Origin of the sequence: Collinsella aerofaciens (assembly GCF_040910185.1) — a bacterium.
Lineage (GTDB): Bacteria > Actinomycetota > Coriobacteriia > Coriobacteriales > Coriobacteriaceae > Collinsella > Collinsella aerofaciens_BF.
The window spans coordinates 52009-75512 of sequence record NZ_JBDGBA010000011.1 but is presented as its reverse complement, the minus strand read 5'-3'; the positions used below and the strand labels follow the sequence as shown (position 1 = coordinate 75512).

The 23504-nt window shown below is 58.6% G+C and carries 14 protein-coding genes; 11 read left to right on the top strand and 3 right to left on the bottom strand.

The annotated features are described in order from the left end of the window. Both AB5Z54_RS06060 and ligA read left to right on the top strand, forming a co-directional pair. The coding region (locus AB5Z54_RS06060) for a S1C family serine protease (RefSeq protein ID WP_368160769.1) at nucleotides 1–1343 on the top strand (1343 nt) is incomplete at its 5' end. A 247-nt stretch (nucleotides 1344–1590) separates the two neighbouring features. Continuing rightward, nucleotides 1591–3819, top strand: coding sequence for an NAD-dependent DNA ligase LigA (gene ligA / locus AB5Z54_RS06055; RefSeq protein ID WP_368160767.1), 2229 nt, complete (start codon nucleotides 1591–1593; stop codon nucleotides 3817–3819). 427 nt (nucleotides 3820–4246) lie between these two features. Here the strand turns inward: ligA and AB5Z54_RS06050 are convergent, their stop codons facing one another. The 3 genes from AB5Z54_RS06050 to AB5Z54_RS06040 all read right to left on the bottom strand — a co-directional run bounded on the left by AB5Z54_RS06050 (nucleotide 4247) and on the right by AB5Z54_RS06040 (nucleotide 7792). Next, nucleotides 4247–5419: a hypothetical protein gene (locus AB5Z54_RS06050; RefSeq protein ID WP_368138237.1), complete on the bottom strand. Its 1173-nt coding sequence runs from the start codon at nucleotides 5417–5419 to the stop codon at nucleotides 4247–4249. A 109-nt stretch (nucleotides 5420–5528) separates the two neighbouring features. Next, nucleotides 5529–6368, bottom strand: coding sequence for a MerR family transcriptional regulator (locus AB5Z54_RS06045; RefSeq protein ID WP_368138236.1), 840 nt, complete (start codon nucleotides 6366–6368; stop codon nucleotides 5529–5531). A gap of 77 nt (nucleotides 6369–6445) precedes the next feature. Beyond that, entirely contained in the window at nucleotides 6446–7792 is a 1347-nt protein-coding gene (locus AB5Z54_RS06040; RefSeq protein ID WP_368160765.1) for an MATE family efflux transporter, read from the bottom strand. Between the two features lie 316 nt (nucleotides 7793–8108). Here AB5Z54_RS06040 and AB5Z54_RS06035 point away from each other — a divergent pair, with 316 nt between their 5' ends. The 9 genes from AB5Z54_RS06035 (at nucleotide 8109) to AB5Z54_RS05995 (ending at nucleotide 23480) form a co-directional block, all read left to right on the top strand. Then, complete coding sequence (locus AB5Z54_RS06035; RefSeq protein WP_368160764.1) at nucleotides 8109–9254, top strand: putative endonuclease domain-containing protein; 1146 nt, start codon at nucleotides 8109–8111, stop codon at nucleotides 9252–9254. 123 nt (nucleotides 9255–9377) lie between these two features. Continuing rightward, a complete protein-coding gene (gene moaA, locus AB5Z54_RS06030) occupies nucleotides 9378–10433 on the top strand; it encodes a GTP 3',8-cyclase MoaA (protein WP_368160762.1) in 1056 nt (351 codons plus the stop codon). 4 nt (nucleotides 10434–10437) lie between these two features. Continuing rightward, a complete protein-coding gene (gene mobB / locus AB5Z54_RS06025) occupies nucleotides 10438–11739 on the top strand; it encodes a molybdopterin-guanine dinucleotide biosynthesis protein B (RefSeq protein ID WP_368160761.1) in 1302 nt (433 codons plus the stop codon). 290 nt (nucleotides 11740–12029) lie between these two features. Further along, nucleotides 12030–13310 carry an MFS transporter gene (locus AB5Z54_RS06020; RefSeq protein WP_368160759.1) on the top strand — a complete coding sequence of 427 codons (1281 nt, stop codon included), beginning with the start codon at nucleotides 12030–12032 and terminating at the stop codon, nucleotides 13308–13310. A gap of 223 nt (nucleotides 13311–13533) precedes the next feature. After that, nucleotides 13534–14355: a Cof-type HAD-IIB family hydrolase gene (locus tag AB5Z54_RS06015; protein ID WP_368160757.1), complete on the top strand. Its 822-nt coding sequence runs from the start codon at nucleotides 13534–13536 to the stop codon at nucleotides 14353–14355. Nucleotides 14356–14860: 505 nt separating this feature from the next. Further along, entirely contained in the window at nucleotides 14861–18223 is a 3363-nt protein-coding gene (locus AB5Z54_RS06010; RefSeq protein ID WP_368160755.1) for a hypothetical protein, read from the top strand. Then, a complete protein-coding gene (locus AB5Z54_RS06005; protein WP_368160754.1) occupies nucleotides 18216–19883 on the top strand; it encodes a SpaA isopeptide-forming pilin-related protein in 1668 nt (555 codons plus the stop codon). Before AB5Z54_RS06010 ends, AB5Z54_RS06005 begins: the two co-directional genes overlap by 8 nt. Nucleotides 19884–19997: 114 nt before the next feature. Next, nucleotides 19998–21821: an isopeptide-forming domain-containing fimbrial protein gene (locus tag AB5Z54_RS06000; protein WP_368160753.1), complete on the top strand. Its 1824-nt coding sequence runs from the start codon at nucleotides 19998–20000 to the stop codon at nucleotides 21819–21821. Between the two features lie 741 nt (nucleotides 21822–22562). Further along, nucleotides 22563–23480 carry a class C sortase gene (locus tag AB5Z54_RS05995; RefSeq protein ID WP_195644591.1) on the top strand — a complete coding sequence of 306 codons (918 nt, stop codon included), beginning with the start codon at nucleotides 22563–22565 and terminating at the stop codon, nucleotides 23478–23480. Nucleotides 23481–23504 lie beyond the last annotated feature (24 nt).

Genomic DNA, 23504 nt, shown 5'->3' with positions numbered 1-23504 from the left:
CCTACGACACGCAGACTGGCAAGCCGCTGGGCGGCCAACAGGTCGTGAACAAGCACACGGTGGTCAAGACCAAGACCAAAAAGCTGCCGATCTTTATTACGGCGCTCGCTGGTTGTGCGTGCGGCGCCCTGCTGGTCATCGCGCTCATTATGAGCGGCACGCTCGATATCGGCGGCGGCAGGAACGCCGTGACGGCGGGTGCTTCGGGTTCATCGACGCAAAAGATTACCATCGACTCCGAGGACACCACGCTGGCCGAGGCCGTCTCTGCCAAGGCCCTGCCCTCCGTCGTTTCCATTACCGCTACTTCGAGCGGTAGCCAGAATGGCTCGCTTTCGCAGTCTGCCGACGAGTCGGATGGTTCGGGCAGTGTCGGTTCGGGCGTAGTGCTCGATACCGAGGGCCACATCCTCACCAACAACCATGTGGTCGATGGCTATGACCAGTACGTGGTGACCATGGACGACGGAACCACCTACGAGGCCGAGTTCGTGGGCAACGATGCCTCGAGCGACCTGGCCGTCATCAAGCTCAAGGATGCTGACGCCTCCAAGCTCACGCCGATCGAGATCGGCGACTCCTCCAAGCTCAATGTGGGCGAGTGGGTCATGGCGATCGGCTCGCCGTTCGGCAACGAGCAGTCTGTCTCCACGGGTATCGTGTCGGCGCTGTATCGCTCCACGGCCATGAGCTCTACCAGCGGCAATACCATCTACGCCAATATGATCCAGACCGATGCCGCCATCAACCCGGGCAACTCCGGTGGCGCGCTCGTCAACGACAACGGCGAGCTCGTGGGTATTAACTCGCTTATCGAGAGCTATTCGGGCTCCAGCTCGGGCGTGGGCTTTGCTATTCCCGTTAACTACGCCAAGAACATTGCCGACCAGATTATCGACGGAAAGACGCCGGTGCATCCGTACATGGGCGCTACGCTTTCGAGCGTCAATGCGCTCAACGCCCGCACCAACAAGTTGAGTACCGATAGCGGCGCGTATGTGGCGAGTGTCGTCGAGGACGGTCCTGCCGCCAAGGCTGGCATCCAAGAGGGCGACGTCATCACCAAGCTGGGCGACGACGAGATTACGAGCGCCGATGGCCTGATCATCGCACTGCGCAGCCACGAGGTGGGTGAGAAGGTCGAAATTACGCTCGTGCGCGGCAAGGAAGAGAAGAAGGTCACGGTCGAGCTGGGTTCTGATGAAGAGCTGCGGAACCAACAACAGGACGACAGCGCGACCGACACCGGCAACGGTGGCATTACTGACGAGCAGTTGCGCCAGTATCTGGAGGAGCTGCTGGGCCAGCAGGGCCAGGGTCAGGGCTACGGCCAGGGTTACTAGCGAGCGTATCGCACATATCGAGGCCAGAGGGGCTGTTCCGCCAACGCGGGACAGCCCCTCTTTTCTTATTGATTCGTTGGGGACGGAGGAAAACGGATCATTTAGAAACGGCAAGGGCATGGTTTGATCGCGCGATCCACCCCAGTCTGGCGGCTGCCGATTCGGTGCGGTTCGAAAGGGTTATTCGGCCCCATCGTGACCGGTGGTACTCTTGTATCCGTTTGAAATCGAGCGAAGGAGTGCCGCTATGGAGCAATCGAGCCTGTTTGGTGACGGTGTGGACATCGATACCGAAACGCCCGCGAGTGCGGATGCCGCCGCGCCGACCGACGCCCATGCCCAGGCGGCAGCGCGTGCGGCCGAGCTGCGCCACGAGCTCGATTACCACGCCTATCGCTACTACATGCTCGATGCGCCCGAGATCACGGACACCGCCTTTGACAAAATGCTCGTTGAGCTGCAGGAAATCGAGGCCACCTACCCCGACCTGGTGACGCCCGACAGCTATACCCAGCGCGTGGGCGGCTACGTGAGCGAGCAGTTTACGCCGGTCACGCACATGGCACGCATGTATTCCATGGACGATGCCATGGATCTGGACGAGCTCGACGCGTGGCTCCAACGAACCGAGGATGCGCTCGGCGCAGGTAGCGTCACCTATACCTGCGAGCTTAAGATTGACGGTCTGGGCGTGGCGCTTACCTACCAAAACGGCACTTTCGTGCGCGCGGCCACGCGCGGCGATGGCACCACGGGCGAGGACGTATCGCTCAATGTGCGTACCATCAAGGATGTGCCCATGCACCTGTCCGAGCCGGCGCTCGCCCACATGGGCGCCGACCGCGAGCGCACCATCGAGGTACGCGGCGAGGTCTATATGCCCAAGGGTAGCTTTGTCCGCCTGAATGAAGAGGCCGATGCCGAGGGACGCGACCCCTTCGCCAACCCGCGCAACGCCGCCGCCGGCAGCCTGCGCCAAAAAGATCCCAAGATCACGGCGCGCCGCGATCTCGCTACCTTTATCTATGCCATCGCCGATACTGACCCACTGCATGTCCACAGCCAGCGCGAGTTTCTTGACTGGCTGCGCAGCGCCGGTTTTAGCGTCAACCCCAATGTGGCACGCTGCGCCACGCCGGCCGAAGTCCACGAGTTCTGTGCCCAGGCGCTCGAACATCGCGGTGACCTGGACTACGACATCGATGGCGTGGTCGTAAAGGTCGATAGCTTCCAGCAGCAGCTCGACCTGGGCTTTACCGCCCGCGCACCGCGCTGGGCCATTGCCTTTAAGTTCCCGCCCGAGGAAAAGCAGACCGTCCTGCGCGAGATTCGCATCCAGGTGGGCCGCACCGGTGTGCTCACGCCGGTCGCCGAGTTCGACCCGGTGACGGTCGCCGGCTCCACCATCGCGCGCGCCACACTGCACAACATCGACGAGATCCGTCGCAAAAACGTGCGCGAGGGCGACATCATCATCGTGCACAAGGCGGGCGACGTGATTCCCGAGGTCGTGGGCCCGGTGCTCGATAAGCGCCCGGCCGATTCGGTTGACTGGCACATGCCCGAGGTCTGCCCCGTGTGCGGCAGCCCCGTGGTTCACGAGGATGGCGAGGTTGCCTACCGCTGCGTCTCCATCGACTGCCCCGCGCAGCTCAAGGAGCGCCTGCTCCACTGGGTGAGCCGCGGCTGCATGGACGTCGACGGCCTGGGCGACGAGATCGTCGACAAGATGATCGCCGCCGGGCTGATTCACGATGTCGCAGACTTCTACCAGCTCACGGTCGATGACATCGCAGGTCTGGATACGGGGCGCACCTATGCCAGCTCCAACAGCAAAAAGGGCGTCAAGAAGGGCGACCCCATTCCGGTGGGCTTCAAGACGGCTGAGAAAATTATCGCCGAGCTCAACAAGTCCAAGAGCCAGCCGCTCGGTCGCGTGCTGTTTGCCCTGGGCATCCGCCACGTGGGCAAGAGTGTGGGTGAGGTCATCGCCGAGCGATTCCTGTCGATTGACAAGCTCATCTTGGCGAGCGAAGAGGACATCGCCGAGTGCGAGGGCATTGGTCCCAAGATTGCGGCGAGCGTCAAGCAGTTCCTGGCCGTATCCGAAAACCTTGCCGTACTGGAGCGCCTGCGTCAGGCGGGCCTGTCGCTCGAGGTCGACTTGGGCGCCGCGCACGCGCAAGCTGCAGCCGACGCTGGCGTGGCGGGCGAGCTCGCCGACGCACAGCCACTCGCGGGTCTGACCTTCGTGCTCACCGGCACGCTCGTCAACCGCACCCGCGACGAGGCGGGCGCGGCGCTCAAGGTGCTCGGCGCCAAGGTCTCGGGTAGTGTGTCAAAGAAGACGAGCTATCTGGTCGCCGGCCCCAAAGCGGGCTCCAAGCTCACCAAGGCCGAGCAGCTGGGTGTGCCCGTGCTGGACGAGGCGGCACTTGAACAGATTTTGGCGACGGGTAGGGTCCCGGAGGCATAATGATTTGTTGAGGAACTGCGCAGAGGCTCAGTTCCTCAACATCTCCTTATAGTGTTTGCCTGTTCAATTTCGATATCGTTTCCCTCGTATGATCCAGATGCGTCTACCGACTCAAAGCGTGAGTAGGAAACTCTTGTCCCAACTTTGATTTGGGAAAGCTTGTCTTTGATTCGGCCAGATGAGGGGAATGTAATCCGGGTTTGCTTTCCAGCGTCGGTGTAGCGGGGACTGTTGTCTGTTTGGATTACGAGTTCCGTTCCCTCAATAGAATGAACGCTGCCGACTCCAAAGACAAGGTAATCATCTCCTCCGCTATAGCGGGCTCTATCTGTGCATGAAGAAACGGATGCAAACATAGCGAAAATCACCAATATCGTAACCAGGGCAAAGGCCGTGGTGCCATAGCATTTTGATGGTGCCATCCGGTTTACCAAAAGACTGTTCCGTTCAATTTGACCATATTGGGCGTTGCATAGTTAATCGCTCGGGGATAAGTGTTCCATCCGTCGAATACTTCGAGCCACTGCAGTTCGATGCCAGAGCTTCCATTATGCCCAGTAAAATAGCCAGTTACCGTGACTGTATGACCTGATAGCTCGACGGATCCTTCACTGTTTCGGCTGTTGATCCACATATGATACAAGCCGATATTCCCTTGATCGATAGTTGCTCTGTACTGAGCGAATTGAGGCTGATAACCGAAAAATTGAGTATTAAGTGCTCTACCCTTTTGAGCGGCAAGACTTTTAAACGGAACAATTCCATCTGGGATGATCGTGCTTCCGTACTCGACGCCCTGATCATTGGTCTTATACGTTGTTGTGCCAGTGACGTTCCATATTTCTTTATAATAATCGGGATTAAATTGATTAGCGTTTGAACTGGTGAGACCGTAATGCATTGATACAGCGTACAAGGCAGAAACGACGCATGCATACTTATTAGTGCGGGCTTCAACTAATGATTCCGAGACTCCTCGGAACGGTATTCCGTTTAAATCGTCTATTTGGAAATGCAACATCAAGTCATCTTCATTGATAATGACTGCATTCCATGAAGTTGGGTTATTGCTTTGAGGTGTTATACCCTTTTCGGTGGCAATCGGGACAGACCGTATATTGTTATAGTTGGTTACACAGTCTCTAGTTCCTGGCACCAAAGTTCCATATTCAATATCGTTGTACGAAATTAGTACGGTTGGGTTTGTGGCCTGTTGGCCGGAATAAGTTGAAATGGCGTTTGATAGAGAAGCTGAAATCGGAAGAATGGTATCGCCGAGGGTTATCTCCTTCAGAAGCCCGGGATATGATGCGTCAAGTACTAAATAACCGTAAGGGCTTCCTTCCCTTGTGACACTGATTTCATAGCCACAGATAAGGCCGATTTGTTGGCATACGGGAACGATTCGCTCGATCTCTAAGTTCGCGGATCCGTCGACGATGGGCAACAGGGAAAGCGCGTAGTCTTGTGCTAGGTCTGATGTAAAAGCGACGGATGAGTTTGAGTCGGCAGCGAATACTCTTGTTGGGCGTGACGCGGATAAGCCGATGATCGAGGCTAGGCCGAGAAGAAACGAGCGACGTGATTGAACTCTGGGCATAATGTCTCCTGCCTATGGGGGGGCAATATGCTGTCATTTTATTTGCTACATAATACAATCTAATTCGGATTAAGGTAAATGGATGGAATTGCTCGATAAATGGTAGTGATTAGCGGACCGGTATCGCGATCCTCGTCACATACGCCCCCGGGTCGTCGCTGATGATGTCGTCGATGGGGGCGATTTCGCGCGAGGGACCGGCGGGGGACAGGTCGCGCTCGTGCATGTAATCGAGTAAGCGCTCATAGCGCGGGGCCGCCTGACCGTGCGTGCCGCGGAAGCTGACCGTCAGACACCGCGCGGCGGGACGTACTTCGACATCGCCCAGGTAATCGTCCGTGCCATCCAGCAGCAGAAAGACCTCGTCGTAGCCATCAAAGTCGCCGGCGGCAAGGCGTTCGGCGCTAATCCCAACGCCCAAGTTGCCCAGGAAGACAAAGGTCTCGTGCTGGCCCTTCTGCAATTGACGAATCTGCCACTCCAGCGCATAGGCGTCGGTAGGGTTGACGCGTTCGCGCAACACGGCGCAGCGAAGCTCGGGCGCATCGATTGTGCAAATGGTATCGAGCTCGGTGTTCAAGGCATCGTGCAGTAGAGCAAGCCGGTTATCGATCTTGCGCGACACGCGCTCCAGCTCGCGGCGCTTGCGCTCGATGAGCTCCTGTTGCTGAGCCAGCTGCCGCTGCATAAGGTCCACGTCGCGCGTGGTCACAAACTCACGGATTTGCGCCAACGGCAAGTCGAGAACACGCAGGTGGCTGATGGTATTGAGGGTGGAGAGCTGCCGCGATCCGTAGTAGCGGTACCCACTCGCCGGATCGATGTGTGCCGGGTCCAGCAAGCCCATTTGCTCGTAATGGCGCAACGTGCCCACGCTCAGGTTAAACAAGCGCGCCACCTCGCCAATGCGGAGCAGGCCCTCGGTATGTTCGGTTGGCGAGTCGGTCATGGGACTGCTCCTTTCAACGGGCGGGGGAGGGGCACTGAAGTCGTGCGGCGCAGCCGTCGTATGACACGAACGATCCGCTACGCCACCAGCTTGTCAAAAGCCCCGCGCCGGTTGAGCACGGTAAATGCCACCACACAGATGACCGCCGACAGAATCGATCCGCACGGCGAAGCGATGCCCATGGGAAACAGCGTGTCGGAATAGGCATTCGACAACAGCCACGCGCCCGGCACGCGAATGAGCGCCACGGCCAGCACGTTGTGCGCAAAGCCGATGTAGCTCTTACCGTATGCAGCGAAAAAGCCGCTAAAGCAAATGTGGATGCCGGCAAAAATCGCGTCGAAAATGTAGCTGCGCATATAGCCGGTACCGGCCGTGACCACCGCGGCGTCCTTGGCAAAAAAGCCGATAAACGCCGGTGCCACCAGCCACATCAGTATCGTGATCAGACAGCCGTACACCACCGAGATGGTCATGGCGTCCTTGAGCACCTGACGCGCACGATCGCCCTTGCCCGCGCCGGCGTTTTGCGCCGTGAGCGCGCTGACGGTGGCGCCCATGGAACTCGGCACAATGAACAAAAAGCTGATCATCTTCTCGACCAGGCCCACGGCGGCGGCGTCGACCAGACCGCGGTGGTTGGCGATGACGGTGATAAACATAAACGCCACCTGGATGCAGCCGTCCTGCACGGCCACAGGCACGCCGATCTTAAGAATGCTGCCGAGCACCTCGGGCTGCGGGCGCAGGTCGCTGCGCTTAACGTGGATGTTCGTGCGGCGGCTCTTGAGCCACACGAGCGCGAGGGCAACGCTGGCCGTCTGCGCGGTCACTGTGCCGAGCGCCGCGCCCACGGGACCGAGCCCCATGTGGCCGATAAATAGAAAGTCGAGCGCGATGTTGATGATGCACGCCACGCCAATCACGTACATAGGCGAGCGCGAATCGCCCAGCCCGCGAAAGATGGCCGAAAGAATGTTGTACGCGGCGATAAAGGGAATGCCGATAAAGCAGATGCGCAGGTAGGCGGCAGTGCCTTCGACTGCCTCGGCCGGTGTGCCAATGAGCGCCACGATCTGCGGGCACAGTGCGAGCAGGACGGCGGCCAGCACTACCGAGACACCCATAAAGAGCGTGATGGTGTTGCCGATGGCGGTCTCGGCGCGGTCGAAGCGGCGTGAGCCCACGGCGTGGCCGACGACCACCGTCGTTCCCATGGCCAGGCCCACAAGCGCCACGGTAATCATATAGAGCGTCTGAGCGCCATTTGCCACGGCGGTGATGCCGGCGGCGCCGCTAAACTGCCCCATCATGTACAGGTCGGCCATGCCGTAGAGCATCTGCAAAAAGTACGAGAGCATATAGGGCAGGGCAAAGACCGCGATGGTCTTAAGGACATTGCCGCGTGTGAGGTCGTGTTCCATGGGCGGGGCTTTCTGGCTGGGTCTGTTTACATACCAGTGTAGTGAAAACCCTACAACGATTGTAGAGTCAAGGTTTATGTTGGCAGTGGGGCGAAAAAGTCACGCCCCGAGCACGATGCTTTGGTCCCTCCGTGCCTCTTACCTCGCCTCAGACCATCACAACATTCGACGTTTTTCGCCAAAAACGGGAAAAGCATCGAATGTTGTGATGGTTTTTCTGCCACTCGACCGGGTGGAATCGCTTTCTTGCGCACGAAGGTGTGCGGACCCGTGAGCAGGGGAATAAGGTTGGTTATCCGACTCCATTGGAGGGCTCATGGACCTGCCAATCGTCCTGTCCCATAAGACTGCCTGGCTGTACCACAACGTGGCGCGCCCGTCCGAGTCGCTCTCGCGAGCAAGCAGTCTATACGATGAGGACTCGCTTGCTAACGAGGCGGAACCGACCGCGAGCCTGCCCAAATTGGGACTCGATGCCAAGGGGCTGAGGGCTTCAACGGCGGTTGGGATCGTTGCCGACCATCTGGTTTCTCTTGGTATTCCACGAGAAGAGCTCGATCATATCGACACGCTCGTCAACTTCGATTTTGAACGCTCGACGCCGGCTGGATTTAGGTGCCACGTGTTTGGGGCGCCGATACCTCCAGGCCATCTTATCGAGGTGGCAGAGGGCCTTCTAGTGGTTGATGAGGCCATGTGCTTTGTCCAAGCGGGTTCGTGGATGAGTGAGCCCGAGCAGCTGGAATATGGCTACGAAATCTGTGCCCGATACCATTTGAATCATCTGTCGACAGGCGATTATATCGAGATGGGGCAGAGGTATACCGTTGCCGACTTGATTACTTATTGCAATGAGAACCGATCTCGTCAGGGGGCTATACGCGCGGCCGCCGTGCTCAAGCGCGTGCACGATGGCGCGCGGTCGCCCATGGAGACGGCCACCGCAATCATGGTCGTAGCAAAACGTTCTCAGGGAGGGCTGGGATACGCCAAGGTTGAGCTCAACCATCGGGTGGATGTTCCCAACGAGTTCAAGTATCTCGCAAAGGCCGGGTATTTCGAGATCGACGTATATGCGCCTGCAAGCGGTACGGGGATTGAATACAACGGCTCGGACCATCTTGATAAACAGCGCAGCGCGTCGGATGCGGAGCGTATGACCGTGCTGAGTGCGCTGGGCTTTAGGATGATCGTCCTCACCGGGACTCAGTTTGCCCATCAGCTGCAATTGCATCGGGCGATGAACGCCATCGCGCTCGCTATGGGCCTTAAGTGCGATCGAAGCGAAGCGTTCCAAAAGCGGCAAAACGACCTGCGAATTCGTGATTCGGCACTGGGACAGCGGCCTTTAGGGACGTTCCGGCCCTTCTACGGGGTGCCGTGGGCAGGCGGACCATCACAACATTCGACGTTTTTTGCCAAAATCGGGAAAAGCATCGAATGTTGTGATGGTTTGTGCTGAGGATGGGCTTGGATAGTCCGTTTTGCTCGAAGCGACCTGTCCTGTCGTACGGGTGTCGGCATAATTCTCTCGTGGGGTATTATGTTTTCCGAAGAATAAAACGCCGCGTGAGGGGAGGGCCGCGTGGACGGGCACGTGCAACATGACGGCTTTGGCCGCGACATCAACTACCTGCGCGTTGCCGTTACCGACAAGTGCAATTTCCGCTGCATCTATTGCATGCCGGCCGATGGCGTGGCGCCCCGTGCACACGACGAGCTGCTCAGTGCCGAGGAAATCGCCCGCTTTGTGCGCTTGGTGGCGGGGGAGGGCATTCGCCGCGTGCGCCTGACGGGCGGCGAGCCGCTGGTCAGCCGCCGTATCATTCCGCTCATTCGTGACATCCGCGCGATTCCGCAGATCGAGGACATCTCGCTCACCACCAACGGTGCCCTGCTGCCCAAGCTGGCGCCGCAGCTCAAAGACGCCGGGCTTAACCGCGTCAACATTTCGCTCGACACACTCGACCCTACGCTCTTTGGAAAGATCACGCGTCTGGGTCGGCTCGAGCAGACCATGGCTGGCATCGACGCGGCGCTGGCTTGGGGCTTTGAGCCCGTTAAGGTCAACTGTGTTGTGGTGCGCCGGCTCAACCAGGATGTGGCGGCCCTCGCGCGACTCACGCTCGACCGCCCCATCCACCTGCGATTTATCGAATACATGCCCATCGGCGACGAGCACACGAGCTCGCATTGTGCCGTAGACCCTCACGCGCCCGCGCTCAATCCCGAGCTGTGGGACGCGAGCGACACCGTGCCGAGTGACGAGCTGCGGGCGCGCATCAATGCCGGGGCAGCCGCGGCGGGGCTGGGCGAGCTCGAGCCGCTCGGCATCAACGACGCTCCTGCCGGCGCGGGCCCTGCGCGCTATTGGCACTTTCCTGGCGCGACGGGAACGGTCGGTTTCATTAGCGCCATGTCCAACCATTTTTGTGCGAATTGCAACCGTCTGCGCCTGACGGCCGATGGCAACGTGCGTCCGTGCCTGTTCAGTGATGCCGAGTATTCGGTGCGCGACGCCCTGCGCCGTGGTGATGATATGCAGGTACTTTCGATTTGGCGCGATGCCGTGGCCCACAAACCGCAGGAACACGCGATAATTGAGGGCACGCAACGATTTATGTCCCAAATCGGAGGATGATCATATGGCCAAGAGCAGGTACGCCGATGCCACCAAGGCCGCTCGCAGGGCCGCGATGTCTGCCCACAAAGGCACGGCTGCGGCGAATGCTGGTAACGCCGACGCGTCCGCACAGCCGACTGCCAGTGCTGCCACCGAGCCCGCCCGCGACGCCCGTCGCGACGAGCTGACGCATGTGGACGCCAAGGGCGAGGTGCGCATGGTCGACGTGTCCGACAAGGCCGAGACCCATCGCATCGCCATCGCCGAGGGCACCATCCTAATGCACCCCGAGACGCAGGCCATGGTGCTGCAGGACCGCGCCAAAAAGGGCGACGTGCTCGCTTGCGCGCGCGTGGCGGGCATCATGGCCATCAAACGCACGAGCGACATCATCCCCATGTGCCATCCGTTGCTCATTACCAAGAGCAAGTGCGACATTGCGCCCATCGCTGCGGCGGGGACGCCGGCCGAGGACGTGCCCGAGGGCTGGGCACCGGCGCGCACGGACGGGCAGGTTGGCTTTCACGTACTGGTTACGGCCGGCGTGACGGGCAAGACGGGTATCGAGATGGAGGCGTTGACCGGCGCGAGTGCCGCGTGCCTAACGATCTACGACATGTGCAAAGCCGTCGATCGCGGCATGGAGATTGTCGACGTGCGCCTGTTGCACAAGGAGGGCGGCCGCTCGGGCGTGTGGGACCGCGCCGAGCGTCAGGTTGCTGCTGTTGAGGCCGTGGGGGCCGCGGGCAACGCGCCCGCGGGCGCACCCGTCGCCGTCGCGCCTGCAGCTCCCACTCCGGCCGTCCCCGCGATCGCGTTTATCGGCTACCAAAACTCGGGCAAGACCACGCTCGTCGAGAAGGTTATCGCCGAGCTCACCCGCCGCGGCCTGCGCGTGGGTTCGCTCAAGCATCACGGGCACCACGGCTTTGATATCGATGTACCCGCTAAGGATACCTGGCGCCATCACCAAGCCGGATCCAAGCACGTGGGACTCATCTGCGCCACGCGCTGGGCGGAGTACGCCGACACGCGCGAGGAGGACGAGATGCCCGCTCGCGAGCTGCTGTCGCGTTATAACGACGTCGACGTGGTGATCATCGAGGGCTACAAGACCGAGGGCTTCGACAATATCGTGGTCGCGCGCTCCGGTGTCGACCGTCTGCGCGGCAAGAGCTCGCTCGACCTGGTCGATGGCCACACGCTGGCCCTTGCCTGCAATGAGGCCTTGGCGCGTCAGGCCTTCGACGCCGGCTTTGCGACCCGAGCCATCAACATCAACGACGCCCGAGCCATCTGCGATCTTATCCAAGATCACCTTTAAGGGCTGGCTCGCTGCGCTGCCATAACCTGCCAAATAGGGACAGGTTTGTTTTGGCAGGTTTTATCTGGGCAAACGTCACTTCCACCACAAAGGGGCCAGGCACCTTTGTGGTGGTTTTTGTTTAAGTAGATGTGTGGGACATGCCTTACAATCTACCAAGTAGTTCATGACGGGCGAAAAACGGAGAGAAGGGGCTCTTGATGCGTCCTTAATGTTTCATGCGGATAGATTGATTCGACAGACGGTGGCGAATGCCCGCCGTCCGCATTCGTATGAAACAAGGAGTCTCCATGCTCGTCTCTCTTTTCTCAAAGCCTCAGTCATCGCTGTCCGTGCAGGCCAAGCGCCTGGTGGCAATGCGCTTTCTCATCTACACCGGTTTTCAGACCAGCTATTTTATCGGCGTCATCGGGACGCTCACCTATGCGGACGATGCCTCGGTCGTGGCGACATCGCTGGCTGTCCTCTTTATGAACGTATTCGTGATCTTGGGATCCTTTGCGGGTGGCGCGGCGCTCGACGCCTGGGGCCCGCGCCGTCATTTCTTGCTGAGCATCGTCGGCACGCTGGCGACGGGTGCGGCAATCATCGCCTTTGGCAGAGCGACCGGAACAGTCCTTGCCGGCGCGGCGCTCCTAGGTTTTGTGATGGGATTCGCCCAACCCATCGCCACGTCCTATCCGGCATATCTCACCGACGATCCCGCCGAGCTCAAAGACATCAACTCCGCCATCGCCATGTTTTCAAACGTGAGTATCATCGTTGGCCCCACGCTGGGCGGCTTTGTCGCGGCGGCTGCGTCGTCGCGCGCGGTGTTCGTGCTCATGATGCTCTTTACAGTGCTGGCGCTCGTTGCCGGTTGGGGCTTTAGGCCGAAGACCAGCCATGTCGCCGGGGATGCGGATGCCGATTCGGCAAAGGAAGGGGAGCGTGCGGGACAAAGCCCCGACCCCAACACATCTTCCCGCGTTACCTTCGCGATTAGCATCAAGACAGTCTTCACCAACAGCGTCCTCGCCCTGCTGTTCTGCATTATTTTCCTTTCAAACTTTGGCTACGGCGCCTTTGACCCGCTGGAGTCGTTCTTCTACCGCGATGTTCTGCATGTCGGTGTTGAGTGGATGGGCTGGCTCTCGTCGGCCAGCGGTGTGGGCGCGGTGCTGGGCGCCGTGGCCGCGCTCCGTTTGCCGCCGCACTTGGTTAACCTTAAAACGCTGCTCGTGGCACTTATGTCCGTGGGCCTGGGAAGTCTGCTCTATGTGGGGACGCCGTACGTGGGCGTAGCCCTTGTCGGCCAGATTGTCCTTGGCGTGGCCTGGGGCGTCGTCAACCCGCTCCACAACACGATCGTGCAAACGACGGCTCCGCTCGAGCAGCTCGGTCGCGTCAACTCGGTCATGGGCTTTGGCAACATGTTCGCCGGCGTGGCCCCGCTGGCGATTGCCCCGTGGCTGGCGGCGACGTTTGGTGTGCAGCAGACGCTCATCGGGGCGGGCATGGTCGTGACGGCGGTTCCCGCGGCGTTGCTGCTGTTTGGACGCCGACATTTTGATCGTGCCGCAAGGCAGTAAAAACCATCACAACATTCGATGAAAATCGCGATTTTGCCGAAAAACGTCGAATGTTGTGATGGTTTGCGCTCCGGCCAGGCCACCCTTCGGGTTCGGCCACCACAAAGGGGCCAGGCACCTTTGTGGTGGTTTTTGCTTTGACGGGCCGCGCCTGCGCCTTGGTATACCATGTACACCACTTTCGACCTCATCCAGCACCGTCGCACAACCCAGAAAGGCCCCCATGGACACCACCTTCAGCCACATTAAAGCCGTACTCTGCGATATCGACGGCACGCTGCTCACGAGCCAGCACACGGTGTCCCCGCGCACCGTGGCGGCGATTCGCGCTCTGCGCGAGCGCGGCGTGCTCTTTGGCCTGTGCACCGGGCGCGACGCCCAGGCGACCGAGGCCATGTTTGGGCTCTGGGGTATCGAAGGCCTGGTAGACGTGCTGGTGGGCTGCGGCGGCGCCGAAGTCATCGATCGTGCGCACGGCATCAACGAGCTGAGCTATCCGCTGCCGGGCGAGACCATCGCGCGCATTTGCGAGCACATGGCAGACCTGCCGGCAACGCCCGTTTGCCCTCGGGACGGCGTGCTCTATGTGCCCGAGAGCAATGCGTGCGTCGAGCACTTGTCGCGTGTCGACGGCGTGCCCTACAAGGTGGTCGACTTTTCCGAGTTTTTGCGCGAGCCGCAGCCCAAGGTGATGTTTACCATGGCGCCCGAGGTAATGCCGCGGGTGATTGAGCGGGCGTCGACGTTTGCCGATAACACTGTTAAGGCGGCGGCTCTGCAAACCACGCAGCGGCTCTACGAGTTCATGGATCCGCGCGTGTCCAAGACGCGCGGCCTTGTGCGCGTGGCGGAGCTCAACGACATGGAGCTCGAGAACATTTGCGTGTTTGGCGATGCCGATAACGACACCTGCATGGTGGCCGACGCCGGCGTGGGCGTGGCCATGGCAAACGGCAGCGACGCCACCCGCGCCGCAGCTGATTTTGTAACCGCGAGCAACGACAAAGACGGCATCGCGATCTTTATCGAGGAGCATCTGCTGTAGCGCCGGGGGAGAACCGCCACAATGGGGATAGGCGCCTTTGCGGTGGCCTCAGGCGATTTGGGCGAGTTGATGCCTGCAATCTGCGCGCAAATACCAATATGGTTGTCTGAACATTACGCTTCTGACTACCGATGAGTTAAAGATATTCTCATCAGTTTGGTAGGGTATTTCTCCCGGTAAATGACCTACAGCTCATGGTCAATTTTCGACTGTTTACAGGATGTTTACTCTTGAGCAAAATGTTGTGCAAATAAATCTAATGCCATTAAAAAATGATGGGCAACTAAATTACCAGTAGAAACAAAAAATAGATAACGAATAAACGAAGATAAATCTGAGCAATTGTCAAGAGAATTGACGATTCGCTACAAAACTATCGGTTTATTTGCCCAGATGTTCAAACAATCGTTACAATATTCATTACTAAGCGTGCGCAATTACAGATTGCGCTGATACGTTTGATAGGGAAAGAGCAAGATCGCGGTCTCTTGGGGAGGAGACATCGATGAAAGCGAATTCAGACAAATCTAAGCAGAGTAAAAAAGCGACGCGCCGTGTACTGGCAGGCGTTTTGTGCGGAGCCTCCGTTTTGAGCCTGGTGCTGTCGCTCGTCATGCCCCCAATCTCGCAGGCCATTGCCAACGATGCCCAGACGGTTTCTACCGAAGAAACTGTGATGGGGGGGGGTTCCTCAAGTGAGTCTACTGATGTAGAAAACACCAACAATGGGGATACCGACAACCAGAATAGTGACGACGCTGAGGGTGGCGAGACTGGAGATGATGTCCAGTCTGAGGGGCTGTCCGAGGAAGACTCGCAGGACGAGGATGCCGAGCAGACCGCGGATGACGCTAGCAATGAGGGCGCAATTCCACCTGTTGCGGAGGATGCGACCGAATATACGCTGATTAATTCTGCAGACGACCTATCTCACTACCTTCAAAATGATAAAAAGGCCGGCAAATATCGCTTGAATCTCGATATTGAGTATGCAAGCGACATTACGCTTGGCCAGGGTGAAACCACCATCGACCTCAACGGCCATAAGATCAAACACTCGGGCGTGGAGCCTGGCAAGTCGCCCAACATGTCCATGTTCAATGTGCCCGAGGGTGCGACGCTCACGATTGAGGATCTGCAGCAGGCGGCTGATAACAAGTTCGAGCAGGATGGCGACAAAAACGGCAACCTTGCTAAGCTCGATTACGACGGCACAACGCCCAGTAAGCTCACTTACTACGTGACTGATTCGACTTCGAGTGCCACTGCTACTACCGAGACCCTTTTCAAGCACGAGGTTGCCATCAATGGCGCCATCGTGGGCACCACTGCTCACTCTACGATGAGGCTCATCAACGTCTGTGGCGGTACGTTTAACCTTCAAAGCGGCGTGCTGACCACGAATCAGGACGCAAATGTTCGCCACCTGATTTATGCCGATAACGGCTCTACCGTCAGCATGAGTGGCGGATACGTTTGTGGTGCTTCTATGGGCAGCGATGGTGCTGGTGCTGGAATTCATGTTGAGGGCTCAACCCTGGATGAGGGCTCAACCCTGGAGATCTCTGGCGGCGTAATTGCTGGTAACTATGCTCCCAGTGGCGGCGGCGTTTATGCCCGGAATTCTACGGTACACATGGTTGGCGGTATTATCTCCGGTAACGGTACAAATAATTCTCAAAGCGGTTTTGGCGCGGGAATTTGTGCTGAGAACTCTAATGTGGCCATTACGGATGGTCACATTACTAACAACAAATATCAGCACTACGATGATAGTCACAAGGGTAACGGTTGCCACGGTGGTGGCGGCATTGCTGCTTTCAATGGCGGCAGTCTCGCAATTGCAGGCGGTTACATCACGGGCAACTACTCTGCCGAGGCTGGCGGCGGCGTTTATGCTGGCGCTTGGAATAGTGCTCTTTCCGGGTTTACGTTTTCTGGTGGAACCATAGCTAGCAACGTGGCGCAAAACTCGGAGGGCGGCGGTATCCGTATCTCTGCGCCTACAGTTGGCGATTTCAACGTGAGCGACAAGAAAGCCTACATCACTAACAATACGACCAATACCACCAACGACTGGGGTGGCGGCGGCGTGTTCGTTCAGGGTAGCAGTGAACAAGGCATTAAATCGGCGAGCCTCAATATATATAACGCGCTGATTACCAACAATCATGCCAATGGCTTTGGCGGCGGGTTTGCCGCTTGCCCGACTGGTAAGACTGCCATTACCGATACCAATGGCATCGCGGTTTTCGGTAATTCTGACGGTAATTCTGACGGTGGTTATAACCGATCGGGCGGCACACACGAAAAGACCGATGACAAGGATTGGCTCCCTAACAACAAAGGCGGCGAAATAACTGAAGATTTTAAAAATGCCGGTCACAAGGATCTTTTTCTTATTCGCGATAGTACTAACAGTGAATATATCGCTGCCGTAACGGGTCAGATGCTTGGTGGCGGAGCTGCTAGCTGGTCGGGCACGATTGACGGTCACACTGCGACCATCGGTAAGTATGACGGAGCCCAGGCCAGGTACATGATTGGCCTAAGGTCCGACTCGTCCGTTGATGATCAAAATGTCGCTAAAGGGCTGGCTTCGTTATATATCACGGGCAACGAATCCAACGTCCACGGTGGCGGAATCATGACCAACGGAAACGTTGTCGCCGGCTCCACCACGCGGGTGAGTGTGTATCCCAAGATGAAGCTCAACGGCATTAAGAAACTGACGGGCCGCGCGCTTTATGCGGGAGAATTCAAGTTCCAGCTCTTGAAGCCGGGCAAGGGTGGTAAGGCCCCTAGCTTTAATGATGGAAAATTGCAGCTCAATGACTGCTCGGTGGTCGATACGGTGGAAAACGATGAGAATGGAAAATTCACCTTTGATCTGGGTGAAGTTTATGCCGATGACGATCTTGTTTACTACTTGGTAGAGGTTCCGGGCACGGACAAGGACGTGGCTTACGACAAAACCATCTACAAAATTGATCCTGAGATTGTGAAGGATGAGGAGAAATCGCACGACGTGCTTGACATTAAATATACGTATTACAAAGTCAGGAGCGTTTCAGTAACAAAGGTAAAAAATGACGGCGCCGGCGCAAGAACGTCAGAAACAGAATCAGCGACCATCGCAGCGACTGAAGGCGAAAACGCTGTCAACTTTGCGCTTACCAGTGGTGCAACCTTCACCAACAAGTGCCCCAGTCGTTCCTGGACTCCTAACGCGACTAAGGTCGTTGAGGGCGGCGAGATGAAGGAGTTTACGCTTCAACTTGCGAAAGACAGCAAATTTCAAGACATCATCGGTACTGCCGTGACCACCTCTGGTAAAGATACGAAGCAGACGCTTTTGTTCAAGGACACCACTGATAAAAATAAAAAGGTTGAGCTCAAGTACTCGCTCTCTGATATCAGGAATAATCCCGACGACCCGGATGGTTCCACGGGTGGCCCTTTCAAGACCTTTACGTACTATGTGCGCGAGGAAACCGACGGTTCGCAGTTCTCGCACTACACGTACGACCACTCGGTCTACAAGTTCACGGTTGTGCCAACGTATGACACCGAAAAAGGAGAGATCAACTGTAAGGTGACCTACAAGAAGGGAATCGTTGACTCCAAGGGCGATTGGACAGCAGACCCCAAAGCCGAAGAACGGACGTTCATCGACACCTCCACCCCCAACTCCACCCCCATCTCCACCCCCACCTTCACCAACACCTATTCCACCTCTTTGCCCCTTTCTGGTATGTCGGGCGTCACTCTGACGTACCTTGCCGGCGCGGCGGTGCTTTGCGCTGCTGCGGCCTGGATGCACATTCGTCGCAAGGCGAATGCGAAGGGAGGTAAGCGTCGTGAATAAGAAAGTTTGCTCCTTCCCGATCTTGTTTGCGCTGCTTGCCCTCCTGATCGGCACCTGCGCGGTTGTGTTCCCCGCTTCCGCGCAGGCCGCGCCGACCTCGGCCGGTTCCATCACGGTGAGCGGCACCGTGGCGAGCAGCTACGACGCCTACCAGATCTTTAGCGCCAACGTCGTCGACGGCGACAACGACGCTAAGATCGCCACCGACCTCGCCTGGGCAAGCGACGCCGTGCGCGACGCCGCGCTGCCTGTGCTGCACAGCGCCGGCATGCCCAATTCCCAGACCACCGCGCAGGAAGCTGCCGAGTGGCTCAACACCGATTCCCACCTTACGAGCGCGCTGAGCGCACAGCTCGCTCGTTCCCTCCAGAGCTCTGACGCCGAGTCCGTGGCCCTTAACGCGGGCACGACGGCCGAGCTGCCCTGCGGCTACTGGCTCATCGTCGCCGACGACGACGCCATCGCCCAGGGCGAGGCCGGCACCGCGCCGATCATGGCCCTGGTGGGCGGCAGCGCCGTCACCGTCAAGCCCAAGGCGGCGACGCCCAAGGTCGCCAAGCACGTGCTGGAGGACAGCACCGCCGCATGGCAGAAGGCCGCCGACGCCACGGTCGCCGACGACCTGTACTGGCGCCTCTCTGCCACGGTCCCGGCGGGGCTCACGGCCTACGACACCTATACGGTGCAGTTCGTCGACACCATGGGCGCGGGGCTCGACTCCTCCAAGGTCGCCGCGAGCATGCGCGTGTACGTAGCGGCGGGCGCGGACGGCGGCTTTGACGCCGTCTCGACCGGTAAGGACGGCCGCGCCGGCACCGAGCCCGCGAAGGGCTGGACCGACATCACGTCCCAGTGCGCCACCAAGGTAGCGGCGGACGGAACCTTCACCGTGCGCACCGGCGACCTGATTGCCGCGCTCGGCGGGGCCGATGCCTTCACCGCGGGCGCCCGCGTGGTCGCCGTGTACAACGCGCCGCTCAACAGCGCGTGCAACCACGGCATCGCGAAGGGCAACCCCAACGAGGTCTACCTGCGCTACCCGCGCTCTCCCTTTGCCGACCAGTCCGGCGATGCCGGCTTTACCCGCACGCCGAGCGACGATGCGTGCGCCTACACCTGGGATCTCGCGCTCACCAAGCGCGGCAGCGACGGCGACAAGCCGCTTGCCGGGGCGGTCCTGAGCATCACCGACGACCGCGGTCGCACGCTGGCGGCCGACGGCACGTGGGATGCGGAGGGCAAGGCTACCGTCACCACGGGCGAGGACGGCCGCGTGACCGTCTCGGGCGTGGACTCGGGCAAGCTGGAGGTCCGCGAGCTCAAGGCACCCAAGGGCTACACCGCCTTTGAGGGAACGCGCTCCGTGACGGTTAAGGCCGAGGGCCTGGACGTCGACCAGGTGGCCGCCGCCAAACCCAAGCTCACCATCACGGCCGAGTCGCCCCTGCGCGCCGACAGCGCGGACGGGTCGACGGGCAGCCTGGAGGCGTCGCTCATCAACACGCCCACCGGCACACCCCCTAGCATTACCACCGGAGGCTTCATGCCCTCGACTGGCGATATGGCAATGTACGCCGCGGCCGCCGCAGCGGTCGCCGGAGCCGCGCTCATCGTGGTCGCGCTCCTGGTCAAGCGGGGAGGTGGCAGCCATAAAGAGTAGCTGGCAGCCCCGCAGAGAGCGGGGCGAGACGTAGCGAAGTAGATGCTAAGACACAGACAAATGATGACCGATCGAATTGGAATCAAACGGAAAGTAGAGGAAAAGAAGATGAGCATGAACAAGAATATCGCACGCCTGGCAGTAACCGCCGGCCTCACAGCAGCGTTGAGCTTCGGCGGGGTTATGGCGCCGGTGACCATGGCGTTTGCTGAGGGCAACACGACCGTTACGTTCGATTACGGTGACTACGCTGGATCAACGACTTATAAGGGCATTCAAATCTTCGCTGCTGACGTAAATGGCTCCACTGTAAAGAACATTCAGTGGGCGGGCACAAACGTGACAGAGCAACAGGCAATTCAGGACGCAGTTGTTCGTGCAATTCAGAAAAAAGAGCCTGCCTACAACAAAACGACTGCCCAGGATGCCGCTGATTGGCTGAACGAGAAGTCAGGCGTGACTGGGAGCACTTCTCAGGTCGCAAGCGATAATGTTCTGAGCATGATCGCCGACAATTTGAAGAACAATGCAACGTGGCAGAAGACGTCTGCCGCACAGCCGTCTCTTTCCAATCTTGACGCCGGCTACTGGCTGTTCCTCACTGATACGACGGTAAAGCCCCAGGACAAGTCGACCGATGCTTATTCAGCTCCGGTGTACGCTCTTATTGACGGTACGGACACAACTGTGAATATTACCCCTAAGAAGAGCGTCCCCACGGTTGAAAAGAAGATTCTTGATGATAACAAGGCGGAGGATAACCTCACGACCGTGCCTGTGAAAGATTGGGATGACGTCGCCGATTCGCAGATCGGCCAGGAGGTCAATTACAAGCTCACCGGCACGATCGCCAGCAACTACGCTACTTACGATAGCTATACCTATAAGTTCACTGACACCCTTTCCAAGGGCCTCAGCTATGTTGGTGGCCAAACTCAAGTTTTTGCTGTAAACAAAGATCAGAACAACATTGATCAATATACCGACATTACAGAGAACTTTACTGTGACGCCAACCACCAATGCTGATGGAACTACCACCTTGGCTATTAACGCTAATGCGGGAGAGCACGGTAAGTATCTCAAGGAGATTTCAGAGGTAGACGCCAGCACTCAGATAGTCGTCTTCTACAAGGCGGTGCTCAACGGCAATGCCGTGTTTGGTAACACTACTGACAATACTCAGAAGGGCGGCAACCCCAACACCGTTAAGCTTGAGTACTCCAACAACCCGTATGGCGTTGGCACGGGCACGACGATCGAGGACACCGTCGCCGACTTTGCGTTCAAGCTCAACCTCAAGAAGGTCGACCAGGGCACCGAGCAGGGCCTTGAGAATGCCGTCTTCACCATCCAGTCCGCGGACAAGAATACCGAAAACCAGTATATTGCCTCGACGGAGGGTACTGTTGATGGCGTCAGTGTCGTCGCGGGTCAGCTCGTGACCGTCACCAATACTGAAAACCTTCCCGAGTGTGTGAAGTTCACGTCCGACAAAGAAGGCAAGATCTCCGTTTCCGGCCTCGACGCCGGCTCCTACAAGGTGACTGAGGTCCAGACCCCCGACCCTGCCAAGTACCCCACCAAGGCCGACCCCTTCACCTTCATCATCACCGCGACGTATAACAATGACACGATGAAGGTGAAGACCCTTGAGGCAAAGGTGTCTGAGGCAGACGAGAAGCGCACCGACATCGCCTTCGGCAAGCTTGACGGTAATGTCGGCGACAATGCTCTTCATGGTCAAGAAAACACCGGCACCAACGCTGATGCCGGCGAGGTCACCATCAATGTCGGCAACACCAAGTCCGTGGGCCTCCCGCTGACCGGCCTTAACGGCGTGACTTTCACTTGGATCGCTGGTGGCGCGGTGCTGTGCATCGGCGTGGCGCACCTCATCCGCAGCCGTAAGCAGGCTGAGGAGTCCGAGCAGGAGTAACGCTCGCTCACCCATCCCTTTGGCAGGTGGGATGTGATGGCCATGAGACTTGCGGACACTTTTCTCGTCCATCCACGTTCTTGCTTTGCCATTCTCTTTTCGGGGCAGACTCCGCACTGGAGTCTGCCCCGTTATTTTTGGACATAGCAGCTGGGGCGCCGTTGCTTGCGGGATCGAGCGTATGGTTAGCGAACAGATGTTTGCAATTCTTGCGTTTACCAGCTGTGGGTGCATACACTCGCAGTAAAATGGCTTTGCGACGCATTCCGTGCGCGGGCGGCCGACGACTCGATCGGAGGTCCCCAAATGCTGAAATTCCTTAACGCGCTCGCCGCCCTCGCGGCGGTTGGCACGTTCGTCATCGCGTTTCTCGACTCGTATGAGGTTCGGTTTAAGGTCCGTAGGCGCACGCGCGGTGCGGACGGTAGAAGGCATTTGCGCCGCAACAAGCGCAAATAAGAATGCCCGGGGTTAGAGGCCCGGGCATTTAACAAAACCAGAAAACTAGGCTGCCCGCGCTCTCATACACTTACGCGGGGTGCGTCGCTTTCTATTGACATTGTATCCCGAATCGCCCCGCCGATTCGGGACATTTTGAAAACTCAAATGCTGGCTTATCCTCGACTGGACGGTGCGGTCTAGCCGTGTTGTCGGGCGGAGGAGCCTGCTAATCGGCTATTATTTGTTTAGACAACCTGAGCTGTAGAGGAGTGACCGGCGATGGTGCAGGGCGCCAAACATATGAAGAGCAATAACGCCGCGGCCAACGGTGGCTCAAGCCCTCAGCCCAAACCTCAACCAAAGCCCAAGCGCCGCCGCAAGCGACTGCCGCGCTGGGCCGACCGGCTCATCACCATCGTCATCATTCTTATTGGCGTGGGCCTTATGACCTGGCCGTGGATCTTGGACCGGCTCGAGGCCTCGGGCGTGTTCAACCAGATCAGCACCGTGTCCAGCACCGTGGATGCGCTCTCCGAAGAGGAGCGCGAGCGCATCCTGCTCCAGGCTCGCTCCTTTAACGAGCAGCTGGCGGGCGAGGCCACCGAGCTTCCCGCCGACCAGATCGAGCCTTACGCCCAGCAGCTCATCTTTGACCGCGATCCCATGATGAGCTGGGTCGAGATCCCCTCCATCGATGTGAGCATGCCCATCTACCACGGCACGAGCGAAGAAGTCCTTATGGCCGGCGTCGGCCACCTGGAGGGCACGAGCCTGCCGGTGGGCGGCACCTCGACGCATTGCGTGCTCACCGCGCACTCGGGCATGCGCAACCTGAGCATGTTCGACGACATCCACTCGCTGGAGCCCGGCGACCTGGTGCTGCTGCACACCATGAACAAGACGCTCGCCTACAAGATGGTGGACTCCGAGGTGGTGCTGCCCGAGGAGATGGAGTCGCTGACCATCGAGCCCGGCGCCGACAAGGTGACGCTCGTCACCTGTACGCCCTACGGCGTGAACGACCATCGCCTGCTGGTGCATTGCGTGCGCACCAAGTACAGCAAGAAGGACGTCGACAAGCAAAAGTCGCTGGCCGGCCGCCACTGGGGGAAGCGCGAGTTTGCCGTGCTCATCGTGGTTGTGGCCATTGTGCTGTTGCTGCTGGACATCGTGATCCACGCGGTCCGTAAGCGCCGCAAGGCCAAGGCCTCGGCATAAGACATTCTCCAGAACCACCACAAT

Bases quoted from the DNA above. Each gene is read 5' to 3' on its own strand.
- AB5Z54_RS06010 (WP_368160755.1), top strand. From the start codon at position 14,861: ATGAAAGCGAATTCAGACAAATCTAAGCAGAGTAAAAAAGCGACGCGC.
- AB5Z54_RS06045 (WP_368138236.1), bottom strand. From the start codon at position 6,368: ATGACCGACTCGCCAACCGAACATACCGAGGGCCTGCTCCGCATTGGC.
- AB5Z54_RS06020 (WP_368160759.1), top strand. From the start codon at position 12,030: ATGCTCGTCTCTCTTTTCTCAAAGCCTCAGTCATCGCTGTCCGTGCAG.
- AB5Z54_RS06040 (WP_368160765.1), bottom strand. From the start codon at position 7,792: ATGGAACACGACCTCACACGCGGCAATGTCCTTAAGACCATCGCGGTC.
- AB5Z54_RS05995 (WP_195644591.1), top strand. From the start codon at position 22,563: ATGAAGAGCAATAACGCCGCGGCCAACGGTGGCTCAAGCCCTCAGCCC.
- mobB (WP_368160761.1), top strand. From the start codon at position 10,438: ATGGCCAAGAGCAGGTACGCCGATGCCACCAAGGCCGCTCGCAGGGCC.
- AB5Z54_RS06000 (WP_368160753.1), top strand. From the start codon at position 19,998: ATGAACAAGAATATCGCACGCCTGGCAGTAACCGCCGGCCTCACAGCA.
- AB5Z54_RS06050 (WP_368138237.1), bottom strand. From the start codon at position 5,419: ATGCCCAGAGTTCAATCACGTCGCTCGTTTCTTCTCGGCCTAGCCTCG.
- ligA (WP_368160767.1), top strand. From the start codon at position 1,591: ATGGAGCAATCGAGCCTGTTTGGTGACGGTGTGGACATCGATACCGAA.
- AB5Z54_RS06035 (WP_368160764.1), top strand. From the start codon at position 8,109: ATGGACCTGCCAATCGTCCTGTCCCATAAGACTGCCTGGCTGTACCAC.
- AB5Z54_RS06015 (WP_368160757.1), top strand. From the start codon at position 13,534: ATGGACACCACCTTCAGCCACATTAAAGCCGTACTCTGCGATATCGAC.